Source organism: Bacillus sp. iso_77 (assembly GCF_056173625.1).
This window is the reverse complement of the sequence record NZ_CM149683.1, coordinates 446,679-464,197: the sequence shown is the minus strand read 5'-3', so window position 1 is coordinate 464,197 and position 17,519 is coordinate 446,679. Positions and strand designations below refer to the sequence as shown.

The window sequence follows — 17,519 nt, the reverse complement described above, 5'->3', positions numbered from 1 at the left end:
GATGAATCGTGGCGCTCCTTTGACGGGACTAAACCCACAGAGGAGTGTTACGATCACATTCTTTCATAAACGTAATAGTTGATGTGAATATTTTTTTCTAGCAATTTCACGAGTGTTTGAAGGCTTTTTAAGTTGGTTGGCAGTAACGCAATACCATCTCCCTGTTCAACGATTTTGATCATTCCTTCAAACGAATCTAACTCAAATAGGGTTCGATCACCCAGCATACGTCTGGCCTCATGTCTTAATGGGCAAAGCTGATCACGATTCACGACCAATGAAATATCATCATCGTATATTTCTTTAGATTTTCCATACACGTTCAATGCCAAGCTCTTTACCTCTTTTAATTGATATTCCGCTTTTTCCATTTGATTAAAAGAAATAATTTGATCATACACATCCTCTGTTAACTTTTTGTTGATCGTATTTGATGAAGCAATGATAAAATCAGCGGCTTGAATATCCTCTAAAACTCGTTGCTCGTACAAAACGGTAAATAGAAGCTCAGAGCATAAAACGGTCTTTTTCTTTGAAGTCAATTTTTGTTGAATGGCCTTCGTTTCTTTTACGATTTTTTGAGCGTATTGATAAAATAAATCCCCCTGTCCTGTTGAACTGATTCCATGATGATGCCGGATAAAAAATGTTGCATCATATAAAGTTTCAAGCGCTTTGATTCTTTGAGAAATATTGGATTGCGCATACCCTAAAGCTTTAGCCGCTTGATTAATCGATTCTTTTTGATACACCTCTATAAAAATAATCAAATCATTTATATTCATCATGATCACCTATCACTTTTTGTGATAACAATAACACAAATATGTATTATTCAACTGGTTTGAAGTCGATTATGATGGCTATTGAAAGGGAGTGTTTCTATGCATGCCATGCAATATCATGTGGATCTGCCTGCGGATTATGATATGAATATCATTAGAAAAAGAGTACTGAACAATGGATGGAAAACAGATGGATATCAGGATTTATTATTTAAAGCTTATTTGATCACTGAAAAAGACAAACATAGGAGTTTACACAATGGCTATTGCCCATTGTATATTTGGAAACAATCTGAGGGCATGACGGATTTTGTGTTTAAGGGGTCATTTGATCATATTTTACGTTCTTTTGGCTGGAAACAAATCAATATTGGCATCACGTATTCCGTTCATTTAACAGATGATTTTCATCGTAGCACATTCGTTCTTGAAGAGTATGTGACGATTCATCCTACTGATTGTCTGGAAAACCTAGATATCGCTCATCTCTTTTCCCATTTTAACGACAATAAGGGTGAAGTCATCGTATATAACCCCGATAAATGGAAATGCGTCAAATATTCTTTTCTAGACTCATTGCCAGTGAATATAGAGAAGCAAATTCACACTTATGAGATTATCCATCTGTCTATGGATCATTCAATGGCCTAATTCCCTTTTACACGAGACGCATCACAAATCCCCAAGGTTACAATGCCTTGGGGATTTGTCATTTATTGATGCAAAATTCTCTTACCACCGCTCCTTGTCTACAGCTAATACGGATGACAAGAGGCCTGGAAAAGCGGTATCAATGTCGTCCTTTCTGAGAGAGTAGTAACGGTGCTTACCGTCAATTCTCACTTTCACGATGCCTGCTTCTCTTAGTACTTTAAAGTGATGCGACAGCGTGGACTTGGCAATGTTCATATGATACGTACCGCATGTTCTCTCACCCGCTTCTGCTAAGCAGCGGACAATCTCCAGCCGAACAGGGTCAGCCAATGCTTGCAGCACAGAAATGAGTCTCATGTTTTCTTGGGTTGGATGATTTGGATTATTCATACGATAAATGTATCGTATTTTGTTCTAACATACAATCTCGTTACTCGCCTATGACATTGTAACGCGACAACCTTTGGAAACGACTATGACTCATAGACACTATTTTGAAGGGAAGAACCTTATTTGACACGTACAATATGGACTTGCTTATTCATGCTCTTATTGGCAACGAGCTTATGCGCCTGCCAATCTGTTCAGCAATTTGAGTCAAAACCACCTAGTGCAGAAGAGTTATTAGCTCTCGATCCACAGGCAGATTTATTTCAATGGGAAGAAACGATCTATGAAACAAACATAGATTGGACAAAATCATTAAATGTAACAAAACATCAGCAAGTAGGTGTCATTCAGAAAACAGCTACCACATATTTTGAACATGGAACAGCTTCTCGGTTGAAAAAAGGAACACCTATTTACTCTGTCAAGGAGCGGGAAGATCTTTTGATCATCGAACGTAACGGACAAATCCACATATATGCCGCACATGCGGAAGGATAAAATACCTGTCATCAGATAGGTATTTTTTTAAGTTCATTTTCTTGTCATGTGCCATTGGTTTTGTTATCATAGCAAAAGTGACCACTCGGTTTCCATTGTGACCATATGGTTTTGCCGATTCGGAAAGGACTCATGAAGATGAACGAAAAGCAAGAAGAGATTTTGCGGGTGTCGAAGAAATTATTTTCTCAAAAAGGCTATATGAGTGTCTCCATGCAGTCAATTGCTGATGCCTGTAAAATATCAAAAGCGTCTATTTATAAACTGTTTGATTCAAAGGAAGCTCTTCTATTGGAACTGATTAAATACAATCAGCGCAAAATGAGAGAGATTTCTCAGATCATTCATTCCGAAACGACGCTGTCCAAAAAGGAAAAATTCACAAAAAAGATTAAGCTTGAGCTTGAAGAGTTTAAAGAGAATCATAAATTTTTGAATATGCTGTCCTTTGAAGCTTTTTCACAGCATTCGCCCATCGTCATTAAGCATTTACGTGAGACACGCTCCATTATCATGCAGCGACACAGAGACATCATTTTAAGCACATATGGTGAATCTGTTGCGCCTTATGTGTGGGATCTTGTGATTGTCCTCAACGGTTTAATGAGAGAATTCATCTTGATGTTGGCGATCGAGCACAAGAACATCCAATTAGAAAATGCCGCCGAAATGATCATCGGTGTGATGGATCGTGTATCAATAAAGCCTTGCTCCATTGAGCCTGTGCTAACAGATCAGCTGATGGACTCTTATTTGCTTTCCACACAGGAAGAATATGATGAAGAAAAGCTTGTCATCTCGTACTTAACAAAAATAAAACAAGAGCTTCACACACTATCAAACGGAGAAGAAAAGGACGATCTCCTCTCTGCGTTTGAGCTGCTGAGTCAAGAACTGTCAAAGGACCAACCGAGAACCTTTTTAATCAGCTCATTGCTTGATTATTTAGGCAAACACAGCGTTTTATCTCAAAACGTGTCACAGCTGAAAAGCATTATTTTATAGATAAAGAAGGGATAATATGAACCAATCAACAACATCGTATAACCGGTCTGTGATTGTTGGGATTTTCCTCGTTGGGGCGTTCGTTGCGATCTTAAACCAAACGCTTCTCATTCCAGCGATCCCGCATATCATGGAAGAGTTCAATATTGATGTCAGTAAAGGCCAATGGCTGACCACAGCCTTTATGCTGACAAACGGGATTCTCATCCCAATTACGGCCTTTTTAATTGAGAAATTTTCAAGCCGTTCCTTAGTCTTAACGGCTCTTAGCATTTTTACAGCAGGTACCATTCTTGCTTCGTTCGCCACGAATTTCCCGGTGCTACTTGCAGCACGTATCGTCCAGGCAGCTGGCGCAGGGATTTTGATGCCGCTCATGCAAACGATCTTTTTAACCATTTTCCCAAAAGAAAAACGCGGGCAAGCCATGGGTATGGTCGGACTAGTGATTTCATTCGCACCGGCGCTTGGACCAACACTTGGCGGCTGGATTGTCGATTCCTTTAGCTGGAAGTTCTTATTCTATATTGTTCTTCCAATCGGTATTATTGATCTCATTCTTGCTTTCTTCTTAATGAAAAATGTCACACAGCAAAGAGACACTCGTATCGATGTCTTATCGGTGATCCTGTCTTCCTTCGGATTTGGCGGACTGCTGTACGGATTTTCAAGTGTCGGAACGTATGGTTGGACGAGTGCGACCGTTCTGATTTCACTCATTGTCGGTGCTGTGAGCTTGTTCTTCTTTATCCTGCGTCAGTCGAATTTGAAAAGACCGATGCTTGAGTTTGGCGTCTTTAAGTTTGCGATCTTTAGCTTAACGACCTTCCTCGGTATGCTCGTCTTTGCCTTACTGATTGGAACAGAGACGATTCTGCCGCTCTATACGCAGAATGTCAGAGGGTTATCTGCCCTTGATACAGGGCTGATCTTATTGCCAGGGGCTCTCTTTATGGGATTCCTATCACCGATTATCGGACGAATTTTTGACAAAGTAGGCGGTAAAGGGCTGGCTCTAGGCGGGTTTACGATATTAGCTGTCACTTCCCTGCCATTTATGATGCTGAACCTTGATTCATCGATTGCCCTCATTACAGTGGCCTACACACTTCGCTTAATCGGGGTTGGGATGATCATGATGCCGCTGACAACAGCCGGTATTAACTCGTTACCACCGCATTTGATTCCGCACGGGACAGCAATGAATAATACGATGAGACAAATGGGCGGCTCTATCGGGACGGCTGTGCTTGTCTCCATTATGAGCAGCACTGCTGCCAATGCAGCATTATCCGATCCAATGAAGTCAGCCGTTCATGGCATGAATACGTCATTTATCGTGTCTGGTGCTATTGCGGTCATTGGACTCGTTCTCTCGTTCTTCTTAAAAGAAAAACGTGAAAACAAAGTGATGAAGCAGGAGCTATCTTCTTCGTCCTCTTCTTCATAAAGACAAAGAGCTCGGCATATCGCCGGCTCTTTTTTCATCTATTCACACATAACGTCCTCCCCAAAAATACATTTGTTCATATAGAGAAGAAAAACCTTGATAATTTGAAGAAAAGAGTTGATAATAGAAACTATTCAATTTGTGAGAAAATTTTTACTATAGGAGATGTATGCATTGAAGGTCGTTAAATTTGGTGGCAGTTCTCTTGCTTCTGGCAAGCAGCTGCAAAAGGTATTTGACATTGTCACAGCAGATCCAGCTCGAAAAGCAGTCGTTGTTTCCGCACCAGGAAAACGGCATTCAACGGATACGAAGGTCACCGATCTATTAATTAGTTGCGGTGAACAATATTTACGTTTAGGTGAAGCACACGATTTACAAGAAGCTGTCATCGAGCGATATGCCTCGATTGCGGATGAGCTGGGGTTAGGTCAAGACATTATTGACACCATCCGGCAAGATGTAAACACGTTATTACAGGCTGATTCTTCTCATCCTGAGCGTTATCTTGATGCGATTAAAGCAAGCGGTGAAGATAATAACGCAAAGCTGATTGCAGCCTACTTTCAGCATCAAGGCGTCGAAGCGCACTATGTGAATCCAAAAGAAGCCGGTCTATTTGTCAGCGACGAGCCTGGTCAAGCGCAAGTCCTTCCAGAATCGTATGATCATTTGTACAAATTAAGAGAACGCTCTGGCATTATTGTGTTCCCTGGCTTTTTCGGTTTTAGTCTAGCGGGTGATATCGTCACTTTTTCCCGTAGTGGATCAGACATTACCGGTTCCATTTTGGCAAATGGACTGAAGGCAGATGTGTATGAAAACTTTACGGATGTGGATGCAGTCTACGCCGTCAATCCAACGATCGTTCATGAACCAAAGGAAATCACAGAGCTGACTTATCGTGAAATGCGTGAATTGTCCTATGCGGGTTTTTCTGTATTTCATGATGAGGCACTTATTCCAGCCTTTCGGGCAGGCATTCCTGTTCAGATTAAGAACACCAATAATCCAACGGCCAAAGGCACAAAAATTGTAAATCAACGGGATCATACGAATGGCCCTGTTGTGGGAATCGCGTCAGACAATGGATTTTGCAGTATTTATATCTCTAAGTATTTGATGAACCGAGAAGTGGGCTTTGGACGTAAGGTGTTGCAAACGTTAGAGGAATATGGACTTACGTATGAACACGTGCCTTCTGGCATTGATGATATGACCATTATTTTAAGGCAGGATCAGCTGGAGGAGCAGCAGATTGAACAAGAGCTTTTAGACCGATTAAAGCTTGTGCTTGATGCAGATGAAGTGGTTTTAGAGCGGAACCTCTCGCTTATTATGGTCGTAGGAGAAGCGATGCGTCATAATGTTGGTACAACAGCAAGAGCGGCAAAAGCACTGTCAAAAGCCAAAGTGAATATTGAAATGATCAACCAAGGCTCTTCAGAGGTGAGCATGATGTTTGGCGTCAAAGCAGCTCAAGAAAAAGAAGCCGTTCAAGCCTTATATGAGGAATTTTTCTCTATGTCCACGTTGCCTGTCACCATTTAATCAGCAGACTGTCAGATCTCCGGATCGGCAGTCTTTTTGATCTCACACGATTTGCGCATTAAAGTATATCTATTTCTCGTTTGATTTTGTATGATAGAGACAAATCAACTATTGTTCCGGCCATTGATCGGAGCTACAAGGAGTCCTAATCCATGCCTCGTCAACAACTATTAAAACAGTTTCGCAATTTTCATGATGCTTCTACAAGTATTTTAAACATGATGAGTCAATTCATTCATATGAATACACTGTTTATTGCTAAAAATGATCAAAACACCAATCAGATTGTGAAGGTGCTAAATCATGACGAGCAGCTTCTTGAAGAAGGGGAAGAAAATCCTTACGAGAAGACATTTTGCAAGCTGGCGGTCGATCATCGCGATACGCTGTTGATCCCTGATATCCGCTTGGACGAGCGTTCAAAAAACTTAGACGTCACGAAACAGCTGCAAGGCGGCTCATTTATTGGGGTTCCCATCGATTTTACTGATGGTACGAACTATGGAACAATTTGTGGACTTGATCTAAGGCCGCAGCAATTTACAGAAGAGCATGTTCATATGTTTGAAACGATGGCATCTTTGTTGAGTTACGTCTTAGAACTCGACCAGGCCAATCGGCAGATTCAGCAATTATCTGTACCGATCGTACCTGTTGTTGACGGTGTCGCCGTGCTCCCTCTTCTTGGTGATATCGAAGAGACACGTGCGCAGCATATTTTAGAAACCATTTTACAGGAAAGCTACAGGCTGTCGCTCTCTCATTTGGTCATTGATGTTTCAGGGACAAAACGACTCAATGAACAAAGCATTCAATACTTGGTCAGCTATGCGCAAACGTTAAGACTGTTAGGCATTTCAGCTGTTTTAACAGGAATTAAGCAAGACCTTGCGCTGAGTGCGATTCAATCGAATATTTCATTTAAAGACATCACCATTCGTAAGGATTTACCGCAGGCACTTGCTCATATCGGCCTAACGTTCTCCAAAACAGAATAAGTGATGATACACCAAAAAGGGCTAAACCGAGTTTAGCCCTTTTTCTCCTTTTCAGCGTGATAGAAAACCTTTGCAGTCTAGGAAAGACGAGTACCGGCGCGGAGCGAATTTCACATTCGTGAGCACCGGCACGCAGGACTGACACCGAATGCGAGGGTTTGTCTACACGCTGAGGCTAAACGGAGTTTAGCCCTTTTCTTGTGGTAGCGGCAATCGAATGATAAATGTTGTTCCCTTATGTTTTTCGCTTTTTAAATCGATATGTCCGTCGTGCAAGTCTACAAGCTGCTTGACAATCGACAGGCCAAGTCCGTATTCTCCATATGGTGTATTCGTTCTCGAAATATCCGCTTTATAAAAACGTTCCCAAATGTGTTTGACTTCTTCGGGTGCAATGCCGATTCCCGTGTCTTCTACTTCAATGATCGTTTCCCCATTCTCTTCTTTCCCTCTCAAAGAAATACGGCCGCCTTCTGTAAATTGGATGGCGTTCTTTGTGATGTTGACGAGGATTTGAATGAGCCGGTCATAATCTGCGTATACCTTTTGTTCAGGGTGAACCTCTACCATGAGCTGATTGTTTTTCTCTTCAGCCATTCGGCTCAGCTGCTCCTTAATCACTTCAAACGTATCAATGAGTGGATAGTGAAATTTTTGAAGGGTGATTTGATTCGACCTGATTTTCTCATAATCCATATTTTCATTGACGAGACGCAGCATTCGTTTTGTTTCATCAGTGATGAGCGCATAGCATTTCTCTTTCTCTTCTGCCGGCACATCCGCAGTATTCAGCCATTCGACCAATCCTCGAATGGTCGTCAGCGGTGTTTTCAATTCGTGAGACACATCCGCAATGAATTGGCGTCTTCGTTTTTCGAGCCGGTCAATTTCCTCTCTTGACCGTTGAAGACGATTGGCCATCATATTAAAATCCTCACCTAGTGTGCCAATTTCATCAAGGTGTTTGTTTTCAAGATGAATGTTGTAGTCACCATGCGCAATTTTCTCAGTTGCCTCTCTCAATTTTTTGATACGATTCACATGGAACTTCGACAGAAACAGACTGAGAATAAAGGTAATCGTCAATGCCACAAACACGATGATATATAAATACCGGTTCATTTGAGCAATCAGCTCTTCTGCTCCTTGAATAGGAGCTATGAGCACCACCCCGCCCTTCAGCTTTCCGTCTTCCATGACAGGAAGTGCCACAAGTGATGCTTCTTGATCAAGCCGGCGCGAATCACTTCGCTTGACAATGATTTCTTCTCCTTTTGCAAGCTTGGTCCACAAATCTTTTGTGAGTAACGCTTCATGCGGTGGCATCTCTTGCTGCTGAGACAACACAGTCCCTTTTTCATCAAAGACGAAAAAACGGATTTGTCTTGTCGAAAGAATGTCTTCAAATGGACGCAAACGGAAGTTCATCTCGGCTTTAGACAGTTGTTTAAAATTCTCCAAAATTTCATTCCCATACGAACTCATTTCGTCTACCCTATTTTGATAGGCAATATCTTTTACAAAATGAGACATGAGGGTGCTGATAATAATGATGGCAATGAGCAATAACCCAAGGTGACTAATCAGCAACTGGTAAAAATATTTAATCTTCATCGAACTTATACCCTACGCCCCATACCGTATACAGAAAGGGCTTAGGTCCGTCTCCGATTTTTTGGCGCAATCGTTTAATATGAACATCAACTGTTCGTTCATCACCATAAAATTGGTATCCCCAAATTTGCTCAAGCAATTGTTCTCGTGAAAATACTTGCCGAGGATGCTGAATAAAAAAGCACAGCAGATCGTATTCCTTTGGCGTTAAATTTTCGATCCGTTTCCCCTCTAGAAACACTTCTCTCGTTTTTTTATCTAACTGAAAATGTTCGGTCTCTAGCCGTTCACCCTCTTTCGCTCCTTCTTGAGTAGATGTTGTTTGAGCAAAACGTCGTTTCACTGCTTTGATTCTTGCCATTAAGGTGAGCGGACTAAAGGGTTTTGTCACATAATCATCTGCCCCAAGATCGAAGCCCAGCACCTGATCAGATTCCGTTTCCTTTGCTGTCAGCATAATAATCGGAACATCACTGATCTGCCGTACTTTTTGACAAATGGTCAGACCATCCATTGAAGGAAGCATGACATCTAAGATGAGCAATCCCAGTCCTCCTCTTGCTTAAATCGATTCAATCCTTCTAATCCATCATGGACGAATTCCGCTTGAAATCCTTCTCGTTGAAAAAACATATCCGTCATTGTACAAACACTCTGGTTATCTTCAATCATTAATATTTTCATCATCAGCCTCCGCTGTTGCCTTTGTTTTTCTTTATGTAGCTTTATTTTACATGTTCCTTCTCAAATCTCAATTGGATTGATACGATTTCATGAACTTATCATGCTTTGGTCATCTTTTATTCATACTTTTTGATGGAGTTGACATTTTGGGGAATCACATTGTTCTTTTTTAATATCGTAGAATGGAAAAATGAAGGAATTGTAGAGGATAGTCTAAGATGAGGACAGTGTCATTTACGTTCTTTGAGAAGAAGAAGTCTCCCATGAAGTAAAAGAATGAAATGACACGCTTCCTGATCGTTATAAATGGTCTATATAAAACAGTTTGGAACTGGACATGCATATCGAGGGCGGGTGTGCCCTAAGAAGCTAATTGTGATTTTCTATAAGGCACCCCATTTCGATGCGAATTTCCTTTTTCTTTATATCTTCATTTGAATAAGAATTGACATTTAATCCAATCAGTTGAAAGCCATTTTTCAAATAAAACTGGATAGCTGGAAAATTGGATGATTGGGTTTCTAATACAATCATTCTAACTCCCAATTCACGAGCGCGTTTTTTTGCCATTTTAATGAAAGTGCTGCCAATACCTTTTCTTTTAAATTGTTTATCCACATATAAATCATGAATGAGTAATGTATTATTCCATTTCATGTGTTGAATGACTATAATTCCAGTTTCTTCACCATTCATCTCTGACACGTAAACCTCTGAACCCTCTTTATATGGATCGAAAATCTCCTCTTTTAGATTTTTTTTAACTGGCGCTTCAAATACTTCTTCTGTAAGGGAGATGTTCCAACCATTGTGACTGGTTTCCATATGAATTTCATAGTATTTTTCAGATGTATATTGATAATATACTTGTTTTCCTTTAGGATAATTTTTTTGATAGATACGACGAATCGTTAACATTTCATACTCCCTTCATATCAATGATTTAAATCTTTAAACGTACTACTAAATTCGTCGATTTGCGATTTGTTCCCTTAAAAAATACACCTAAAAGATAAAACTCGTTTTGCCTCTGTCATAGAATAGGGTCGTTTTTAAATGTGATTGTTGTAGATCAAGATCAATTGTTACCTGACGAAGAGAATATCTTCTTTGACGTCATAGAGTGTATTCACACTTATAAGAATAAAGACATTTAAAAAAGCTCATCTCCAAAGATGAGCTTTTTTCATATCACACGAGCAACTTCAGATAGGCAGCGTCATTTCCCTCTTCAACCGCTTGTAAAAGCTGCTTTGCCTGTGATGTGCTGGTGACGCTGCTTAACTTTTGTATGATGTCTTCTGTCGATAACGCACAGCCTGGTGCTCCCCGAGGGATATCAACACGTTTGCTGATGGTTGACCCGTCAGATAAGGTGAGCTTTACAATCGTAAAACGTCCTTTTGGCACTGCGTCTGGATGGGGTTCTATCGTTTGATCATATACTCTATTTACCCGCTTCATCCATGTCCGCAGCTCTGGTGAAATGGCTTTTTTCGTAAAAGCATCCAGTGATAAAGGTTGTCCAAACACCGCTAGTGCGATGACATACTCGACACTAAATCGTCCCTCTTCTCCCGTCAAAGGTGTCCGCTCCGTGAGTGCGGCATCTCCGCCAGGCGGAAACATGACGTCGACCTGTTCGATCTTCTCCTGTAAGGAAGAGTGTTCTTGTACTAATGATTCGATCGCATCGGCTGCATGATGCGCCGCTGAACAGAACGGATACACTTTAAACCATAGACCCGGCGACACGATACGCCACGCAGTGCCATAGTCCTCTAGCAGACGTCTTTCCGCTAGTTTCTGATCCCCATAGAGAGAAAAGAAGCCCAGCTCTCCATCCAGAAGCGATTCACTCCCGCCAAAACCTGAACAAGCTAAATCCATGGACCATACGGCGGTTTTAGCGGCGAGGCCAGCTTGTAATGGTTTCATATCAGCCCCAAACTGCTTTCGCATTCCAGCTGATTGCGCACCTGCAAAGCCGATCGCTTTCGCCAGCTCTTTCTGTGAAACTTGTTTCAAATAACCAATCGCACAGACTGCTGCAATGGCTCCGAGAGTTCCGGTATTATGCCAGCCCCGCTCATAATGCGCCTTGCCAATGGATTCCCCAAGCCTTGCCATCACTTCAACACCTGTGATGTAGGCACTTAAAAATCGATCACCATATGCCTCCCCGTCTGTTAGCTGGGAAAGCAAGGCCGGAATGATCACCGCACTTGGGTGTCCTCTCACATCAGAATGCACATCATCATAATCAAGGGCGTGAATCAGGTAGCCATTTAGCATGGCTGCGGATTGACGGCTGACCTTCTTCCCTTGTCCAATGACAGGAATTTGAGCCGCGCCGCCTTCTTGTTCCACCAGCGCCATGAGCTTCTGAATCCCTTCATCCTCTTTTGCAGCAAGCGCTGCTGCCGCAGCGTCTAACAAACCGTTTCGAGCCATTTGAACGGCCTGTTGATCTTGCAGCGGATCAGCAGATAGCACTGCCTCTGCGAGCTGTTTCGTTAGTTCCATGATCTTGACTCCAACGCCCGAACCGCAAGCTCGGCAAAGAAGGCAGCGGCAACAGGGAGTGCGTCTTCATTTAACGTAAAGGCAGGGTGATGCCATTCCTCGGTACCGCTTGTCCCCATCCAGACGAAAAATCCTGGAATGCGTTCTTGGTAAAGGGCAAAGTCTTCTCCGCCTGGTGACTGCTCTGCCTCTACTACTGCGAGATCAAGCGCTCCTGCCGTTTCTTCCACAACCTTTGTCAAACGCTCGTCATTCATCACAGAAGGCAAATACGGATGCCATTTCACTTCTGCCTTTGCGCCAAATCCTTCTGCGATACCGCTCACGATTTGTTTCATGAGATCTGGAATCATCGCTCTCACTTCAGGCTCAAACGTCCGAACGGTTCCTTCCATCTCGACGCGATCAGGTATCACATTCCATGATGTGCCGCCTTGAATACGTGTGATGCTGACAACCGCATGATGTAAAGAACTAATGCGGCGGCTGACAATTTGCTGTAGGGCGCTTGTGATCTGACCGCTGATGGCAATCGGATCAATTGTGTGATTTGGAATTCCAGCATGACCACCCGTTCCTTTAATGTCGATTTCAAACCGATCGACACTCGCCATTAACGCTTTTTCTCTTATCCCGATGGTGCCAACTGGCAGGTTAGGTTTATTGTGCATACCAAATATCGCATCGACTCCATTTAAGACGCCTGCCTCTATGACGTGTTTCGCTCCTTGCGCCACTTCCTCAGCCGGCTGGAACAAAATGCGGACTGTTCCCTTAAGCTCATGTTTCCGTTCGTTTAATAGGACAGCCGCACCAAAAATCGAAGCGGTATGGAAATCATGACCGCATGCATGCATTTTCCCCTGTATCTTTGAAGAAAATGGTTCGCCAGATGCTTCTTCGATCGGAAGTGCGTCAATATCGGCTCTCAGAGCAATCGTTGGTCCCTCTTGTTCTCCTTTGATTTCACAAACGACTCCTGTTTGAAGATCTGGGAAATCGAGCACTGTGATCCCTTCCTCTTGTAACCAGCCTCGTAGTTTTTTTGTCGTTTCATATTCTTCAAATGCTAGCTCTGGATGCTCATGAAGCGCTCGGCGCATGTTAATTAAACGTTTGTTTAAAGCTTCATTTCCTAATGATTTCACTGATACTCACCCCTCTAAAGAGTAAAAAGCAGCTTATGCTTCTTCAGCCGCTGCTTCTTTTTGGATAAATCGTTTTGTTCGTTCATTCTTCGTTTCGTCAAATAGTTCGGTTGGCGTTCCCTGCTCAATGATATGACCATCTGCCATAAAAATGACATGATCTGCTACTTCTCTTGCAAACGCCATTTCATGTGTCACGATGATCATCGTTGTTTCTTGAATGGCAATGGATTTAATGACTTGAAGCACACCTGAAACAAGTTCTGGGTCAAGTGCTGATGTTGGTTCATCTAGCAGAATCGCATGTGGATCAACCGCTAAGGCTCGGGCAATCCCGATTCGCTGCTGCTGGCCGCCGGATAGTGTGACCGGGTAGCTGTCAGCTTTTTGTTCTAGCCCTACTTGTTTCAATAGCTTCATACCGATTTCATTTGCCTGCTGTTTTGTCATTTTTTTCGTCACAAGCAGTGACTCTGTAATGTTTTGCAGGGCTGTTTTGTTTTTGAATAAATTATAGTTTTGAAACACCATGGCCGTTTGCTGACGCAGGTGATGGGCTTCTTTACGTGTATATTTAGACGCATTCAGCTTCGCATCGCCAATTTCAATCGTACCTTCATCTGGCGTTTCTAATAGATTTAGACAGCGCAGCAATGTTGATTTACCGGAGCCAGAAGGTCCGATAATGGCCACAACCTGCCCTTTTTGCACGTCAAGATTAATTCCGTCTAAGACGACAAGGTCGCCGAATGATTTTTTCAAATTGGTGAGCTTGATCATGTCCACACCTCCTTAATTCCGGTAAGGTTTGCTGATTTTTCGTTCAAATAGGTCTTGTAGGAAACTATAAATGATGGTGAGCACCCAATACACAATGCCAACCGCTAAATACGTTTCAAAGTACTTATAGTTGGCCGATGCAATCATTTTCCCTTGCGCAAACATTTCTGCCACCCCAATGGTAAAGGCAAGCGATGTTTCTTTTAAAAGTCCAATAAAGGTATTCCCCGTCGCTGGAATGGCATTTCTGACGGCCTGCGGGAAAATAATTCTGACGTAAGACTGCCATCTTGTCATGCCGACAGATAAACAGGCCTCAAGCTGCCCTTCATCCACTGAATTAAGAGCCGCTCTAAAAATTTCTGCTAAGTACGCTGAGTTTTTAATACTTAAACCGATAATGACCGCTGTTAAGGCATCCATTGAGGTCATCGCAGGGAATAGCTGCGGAAGACCAAAATAAATGAGAAAGAGCTGAACCAAAGTTGGAACCGCTCTGAAAAAAGAAATATACAGCTTGGCAAATTGGTATAAGACAGGTATCCGGTTTTTCGTTATAAGCGCGAATACCACACCAATGATAATGGCAAATACCATGGAGACAATCGCCATGAAGATCGTTATCGGCAAGTATTGAATCAAGGTTGGAAAAACCGTCACCATATACTGCCAATCAATGTGATTCATGTCTGCTTTTCACCGCCGCTGTTGTTATTTTTTAATTGGAACTGTGACATCATCTTTGAAATATTTCTCAGACAATTTCTTCAGTGTTCCGTCTTCTCTTAATTCTTTGATCGCTTTATTGAATTCTTCTCTTAGCTTGTCGTGCTTTTCATCTTTGGCAAATGGGTAGCCGACTTCTTCATATACGATTGGGTTGCCGACGATTTTGAGTGGAAGTCCTGTTTTTTCAATTTGAGCTAACAAGACACTGCGTCCGTTGACGTAAGCATCTACACGGCCATTTGCGACTTCATTTAAGACACCGTCTTGTGTTTCATATGTTTTGATGTTGATTTTCTTGTCTGGGTCTTTGCTCTCTAGGTTTTTGGCATGGTTTGAGCCAAGAACAGCCGCCACCGTTTTTCCTTTTAAGTCATCAAGTCCTTTAATGTCCTTGTTGTCCTTCTTGACAATGATTTGTGTTCCTGCGTATGCATACGTATCTGTAAAGTTGAACGTTTGTTTACGCTCATCTGTAATCGCAACTTGGTTTGATACAGTATCCAGCTTACCAGATGTCAGCTGGCCCATCAGTCCGCTGAATTCACTCAGCTGCCAGTCTAGTTTGTAGCCTAGCTTTTTCGCAATGGCTTCTGTGACCTCGACATCAAATCCTACTAGTTTGCCGTTTTCTTTATAAGCAAATGGATAGCTTTGGCCTGTAGCGCCCACTTTAAGCACTTTCTCGTCTTTGCCTTCACTCTGATTACCCCCGCCGCATGCTGCTAACACCGCAAGCATTGCCGCAAATAAAACAACTAGCCACTTTTTGTTTTTCATGTTCGTACACCCTTCTTTCCTCTTATGGTTGTGTAATATCTGATCGTAATTGTTTTTTAAAATAAATGGTGATATGGCCTTTGCCTAGATCCTTTTCACCTGCTCTGACATAGCCTTTACGCTCATACATGTCCATGAGCCACGGATGCTTATCAGCTGTCCCAAGAGAGACAAACGGTACCTTTAGTGTGTCCCTTAGCACTTCCGTTTCAACCCACTCAAGCAAGGCTGAGCCTGTGCCTTTTTTTGCCGCTGGTTCTGAAGCAAACCACCAAATATGCGGAACGCCGAATGGTCCTGGCTGTTCTCCCCACGGCATACGGAGTGATAAGGTGGAGAGAAGCTCTCCGTTTTCTTCCATTACATAGCAAAGGTTCTTTTGTACATTTTTCTGAACGAGGGCGATATCTGCATGTGCTGCTTGGAACTGGATGCCGAGCTCACGAATCGGTTCATAGGCTCTTGTTGTCAGTTCAAGCAGCGCTTCTATATCATCCTCAGTTGCCAGACGAAACGTATATCCCAACGTTAGTCACCTCACCTTTATGTCGTGTAGCGATTTTTTGGCTGTTTTAAGCCGAGATTTTCTCGTAAAGTTTGTCCTGTGTATTCTGTTTTGAACAGGCCTCTTTCCTGAAGGATCGGAACGACGCGGTCTACGAAGGCATCAAGTCCTTCTGGCAATAATGGCGGCATCACGTTAAAACCGTCGGCTGCTTCCTCAACGAGCCATGTCTCCATCACATCTGCTAGCTGCTCTGGTGTTCCAATGAAGATATGGTGCCCACGGGACCCTGCAACAGATTGGTAGAGCTGGCGAATGGTCAGGTTGTCCTTTCTCGCCATATTCATCACAAGGTCAAAGCGGCTTTTCACGGCATTTGACGCGCTTGGATCAATCTCTGGAAGTGGTCCGTCTAGTGGATACTGGGAAAGATCAATACCCCCTAAGTAGTTTTGTAAAATGCTAAGGCCGATTTCTGGAACAATCAGCTCTTGTAATTCTTCATACTTCGCTTTTGCTTCTTCGACAGTATCGGCAATGATTGGGAAGATGCCCGGCATGATGCTGACATCCTCTCTAGCTCGCCCAACAGCCTCTACTTTTCCCTTCAAGCTTTGGTAAAATTCCTTCGCTTTGTCGAGATCGTTTTGTGCCGTAAAAATAAGCTCAGCCGTTTTAGCCGCAAGCTTTTGACCATCTTCAGAAGATCCTGCTTGAATGATCACTGGCTGTCCTTGCGGGGTGCGTGATACGTTAAGCGGTCCCCGTACAGAGAAGAATTCACCTTTGTGCTGCAGCTCATGAAGCTTACTAGACTCAAAGAATTCTCCTGTTTCTTGGTTTCTGATAAGTGCGTCCTCTTCCCAAGAATCCCACAGACCTTTGACGACATCGACGAATTCTTCAGCTCGTTCGTATCGTTTGTGGTGCGCTAAATGCTCTTCTCCGCTAAAATTTTTCGCTGTTTCTTCAATAGAAGATGTGACCACATTCCATGCTGCTCGTCCGCCTGATAAATGATCGAGTGAGGCAAACTGTCTCGCAATATGGAATGGCTCACTATATGTAGTTGATGCTGTTGCTGCTAAACCAATTGTTGAGGTAGACTCTGCAATCGAAGAAAGCAGGGTGAGCGGTTCAAATCTTGTTAATACATTTGGATGAGATGTATGATTAATTGATAAGCTGTCGGCTAAAAAGAGCAAATCCAGCTTCCCTTCCTCGGCCTTTTTCGCTAATTGTTTAAAGTAATCAAGATTCATGGCTGCGTCTGGTACTGCTTTCGGATGTCTCCAAGAGGCGACATGATGTCCAGTTCCCGCGATGAATACGCCTAGCTTGAGCTTCCGTTTCGGCTGTGACACTTGTTCTTCATCCTTTCTATATCTTCCTTGTATCAAGTGATTATTTTACAAGATACATTTT

Annotated in this window: 19 protein-coding genes; 6 read left to right on the top strand and 13 right to left on the bottom strand. The window is 42.6% G+C overall.

Annotated elements, in window-relative coordinates:
* Positions 1 to 53 precede the first annotated feature (53 nt).
* The gene (locus AC0VYC_RS02210) at positions 54 to 788 is read right to left on the bottom strand and encodes a LysR family transcriptional regulator (protein WP_475389325.1); all 735 of its coding nucleotides are present in this window, start codon (positions 786 to 788) and stop codon (positions 54 to 56) included.
* A gap of 96 nt (positions 789 to 884) precedes the next feature.
* Here AC0VYC_RS02210 and AC0VYC_RS02205 point away from each other — a divergent pair, with 96 nt between their 5' ends.
* Positions 885 to 1,436 carry a DUF4865 family protein gene (locus tag AC0VYC_RS02205; RefSeq protein ID WP_326378920.1) on the top strand — a complete coding sequence of 184 codons (552 nt, stop codon included), beginning with the start codon at positions 885 to 887 and terminating at the stop codon, positions 1,434 to 1,436.
* An 81-nt stretch (positions 1,437 to 1,517) separates the two neighbouring features.
* On the opposite strand, the gene AC0VYC_RS02200 is transcribed toward AC0VYC_RS02205, so the two are convergent.
* Positions 1,518 to 1,829, bottom strand: a complete 312-nt coding sequence (locus tag AC0VYC_RS02200) for an ArsR/SmtB family transcription factor (protein ID WP_007498144.1) — start codon at positions 1,827 to 1,829, stop codon at positions 1,518 to 1,520.
* 123 nt (positions 1,830 to 1,952) lie between these two features.
* On the opposite strand from AC0VYC_RS02200, the gene AC0VYC_RS02195 reads away from it, so the two are divergent.
* The 5 genes from AC0VYC_RS02195 (at position 1,953) to AC0VYC_RS02175 (ending at position 7,331) form a co-directional block, all read left to right on the top strand.
* The gene (locus AC0VYC_RS02195; RefSeq protein ID WP_475389322.1) at positions 1,953 to 2,327 is read left to right on the top strand and encodes a hypothetical protein; all 375 of its coding nucleotides are present in this window, start codon (positions 1,953 to 1,955) and stop codon (positions 2,325 to 2,327) included.
* 138 nt (positions 2,328 to 2,465) lie between these two features.
* Positions 2,466 to 3,332 carry a TetR/AcrR family transcriptional regulator gene (locus AC0VYC_RS02190; RefSeq protein WP_008347242.1) on the top strand — a complete coding sequence of 289 codons (867 nt, stop codon included), beginning with the start codon at positions 2,466 to 2,468 and terminating at the stop codon, positions 3,330 to 3,332.
* 16 nt (positions 3,333 to 3,348) lie between these two features.
* Positions 3,349 to 4,782, top strand: coding sequence for an MDR family MFS transporter (locus tag AC0VYC_RS02185; RefSeq protein ID WP_475389320.1), 1,434 nt, complete (start codon positions 3,349 to 3,351; stop codon positions 4,780 to 4,782).
* Between the two features lie 174 nt (positions 4,783 to 4,956).
* A complete protein-coding gene (locus tag AC0VYC_RS02180) occupies positions 4,957 to 6,333 on the top strand; it encodes an aspartate kinase (protein ID WP_178896828.1) in 1,377 nt (458 codons plus the stop codon).
* 152 nt (positions 6,334 to 6,485) lie between these two features.
* On the top strand, positions 6,486 to 7,331 hold the full coding sequence (locus tag AC0VYC_RS02175) for a GAF domain-containing protein (protein WP_024720194.1): 846 nt from the start codon (positions 6,486 to 6,488) through the stop codon (positions 7,329 to 7,331).
* A 186-nt stretch (positions 7,332 to 7,517) separates the two neighbouring features.
* On the opposite strand, the gene AC0VYC_RS02170 is transcribed toward AC0VYC_RS02175, so the two are convergent.
* From AC0VYC_RS02170 to AC0VYC_RS02120, 11 genes are all read right to left on the bottom strand, one after another.
* Complete coding sequence (locus AC0VYC_RS02170; RefSeq protein WP_144679614.1) at positions 7,518 to 8,945, bottom strand: sensor histidine kinase; 1,428 nt, start codon at positions 8,943 to 8,945, stop codon at positions 7,518 to 7,520.
* Positions 8,935 to 9,459 carry a winged helix-turn-helix domain-containing protein gene (locus AC0VYC_RS02165; RefSeq protein WP_475390004.1) on the bottom strand — a complete coding sequence of 175 codons (525 nt, stop codon included), beginning with the start codon at positions 9,457 to 9,459 and terminating at the stop codon, positions 8,935 to 8,937. The genes AC0VYC_RS02170 and AC0VYC_RS02165 overlap by 11 nt, the downstream gene beginning before the upstream one ends.
* Before the next feature lie 17 nt (positions 9,460 to 9,476).
* Positions 9,477 to 9,632, bottom strand: a complete 156-nt coding sequence (locus AC0VYC_RS02160; protein ID WP_475389317.1) for a hypothetical protein — start codon at positions 9,630 to 9,632, stop codon at positions 9,477 to 9,479.
* 366 nt (positions 9,633 to 9,998) lie between these two features.
* Positions 9,999 to 10,547 carry a GNAT family N-acetyltransferase gene (locus AC0VYC_RS02155; protein WP_144679616.1) on the bottom strand — a complete coding sequence of 183 codons (549 nt, stop codon included), beginning with the start codon at positions 10,545 to 10,547 and terminating at the stop codon, positions 9,999 to 10,001.
* Between the two features lie 273 nt (positions 10,548 to 10,820).
* Positions 10,821 to 12,155 (bottom strand): MmgE/PrpD family protein, encoded by a 1,335-nt coding sequence (locus tag AC0VYC_RS02150; protein WP_475389315.1) that lies wholly within the window; start codon positions 12,153 to 12,155, stop codon positions 10,821 to 10,823.
* Entirely contained in the window at positions 12,146 to 13,303 is a 1,158-nt protein-coding gene (locus AC0VYC_RS02145) for an amidohydrolase (protein WP_284724818.1), read from the bottom strand. Before AC0VYC_RS02145 ends, AC0VYC_RS02150 begins: the two co-directional genes overlap by 10 nt.
* Before the next feature lie 33 nt (positions 13,304 to 13,336).
* Entirely contained in the window at positions 13,337 to 14,083 is a 747-nt protein-coding gene (locus tag AC0VYC_RS02140) for an amino acid ABC transporter ATP-binding protein (protein ID WP_007498162.1), read from the bottom strand.
* Between the two features lie 12 nt (positions 14,084 to 14,095).
* Positions 14,096 to 14,770, bottom strand: coding sequence for an amino acid ABC transporter permease (locus AC0VYC_RS02135; RefSeq protein WP_007498163.1), 675 nt, complete (start codon positions 14,768 to 14,770; stop codon positions 14,096 to 14,098).
* Positions 14,771 to 14,794: 24 nt separating this feature from the next.
* Positions 14,795 to 15,589, bottom strand: coding sequence for an amino acid ABC transporter substrate-binding protein (locus AC0VYC_RS02130; protein WP_008347268.1), 795 nt, complete (start codon positions 15,587 to 15,589; stop codon positions 14,795 to 14,797).
* Positions 15,590 to 15,611: 22 nt separating this feature from the next.
* The gene (locus tag AC0VYC_RS02125; RefSeq protein WP_025206740.1) at positions 15,612 to 16,115 is read right to left on the bottom strand and encodes a GNAT family N-acetyltransferase; all 504 of its coding nucleotides are present in this window, start codon (positions 16,113 to 16,115) and stop codon (positions 15,612 to 15,614) included.
* Between the two features lie 17 nt (positions 16,116 to 16,132).
* Positions 16,133 to 17,458 carry an LLM class flavin-dependent oxidoreductase gene (locus AC0VYC_RS02120; protein ID WP_047946171.1) on the bottom strand — a complete coding sequence of 442 codons (1,326 nt, stop codon included), beginning with the start codon at positions 17,456 to 17,458 and terminating at the stop codon, positions 16,133 to 16,135.
* Positions 17,459 to 17,519: the final 61 nt, after the last annotated feature.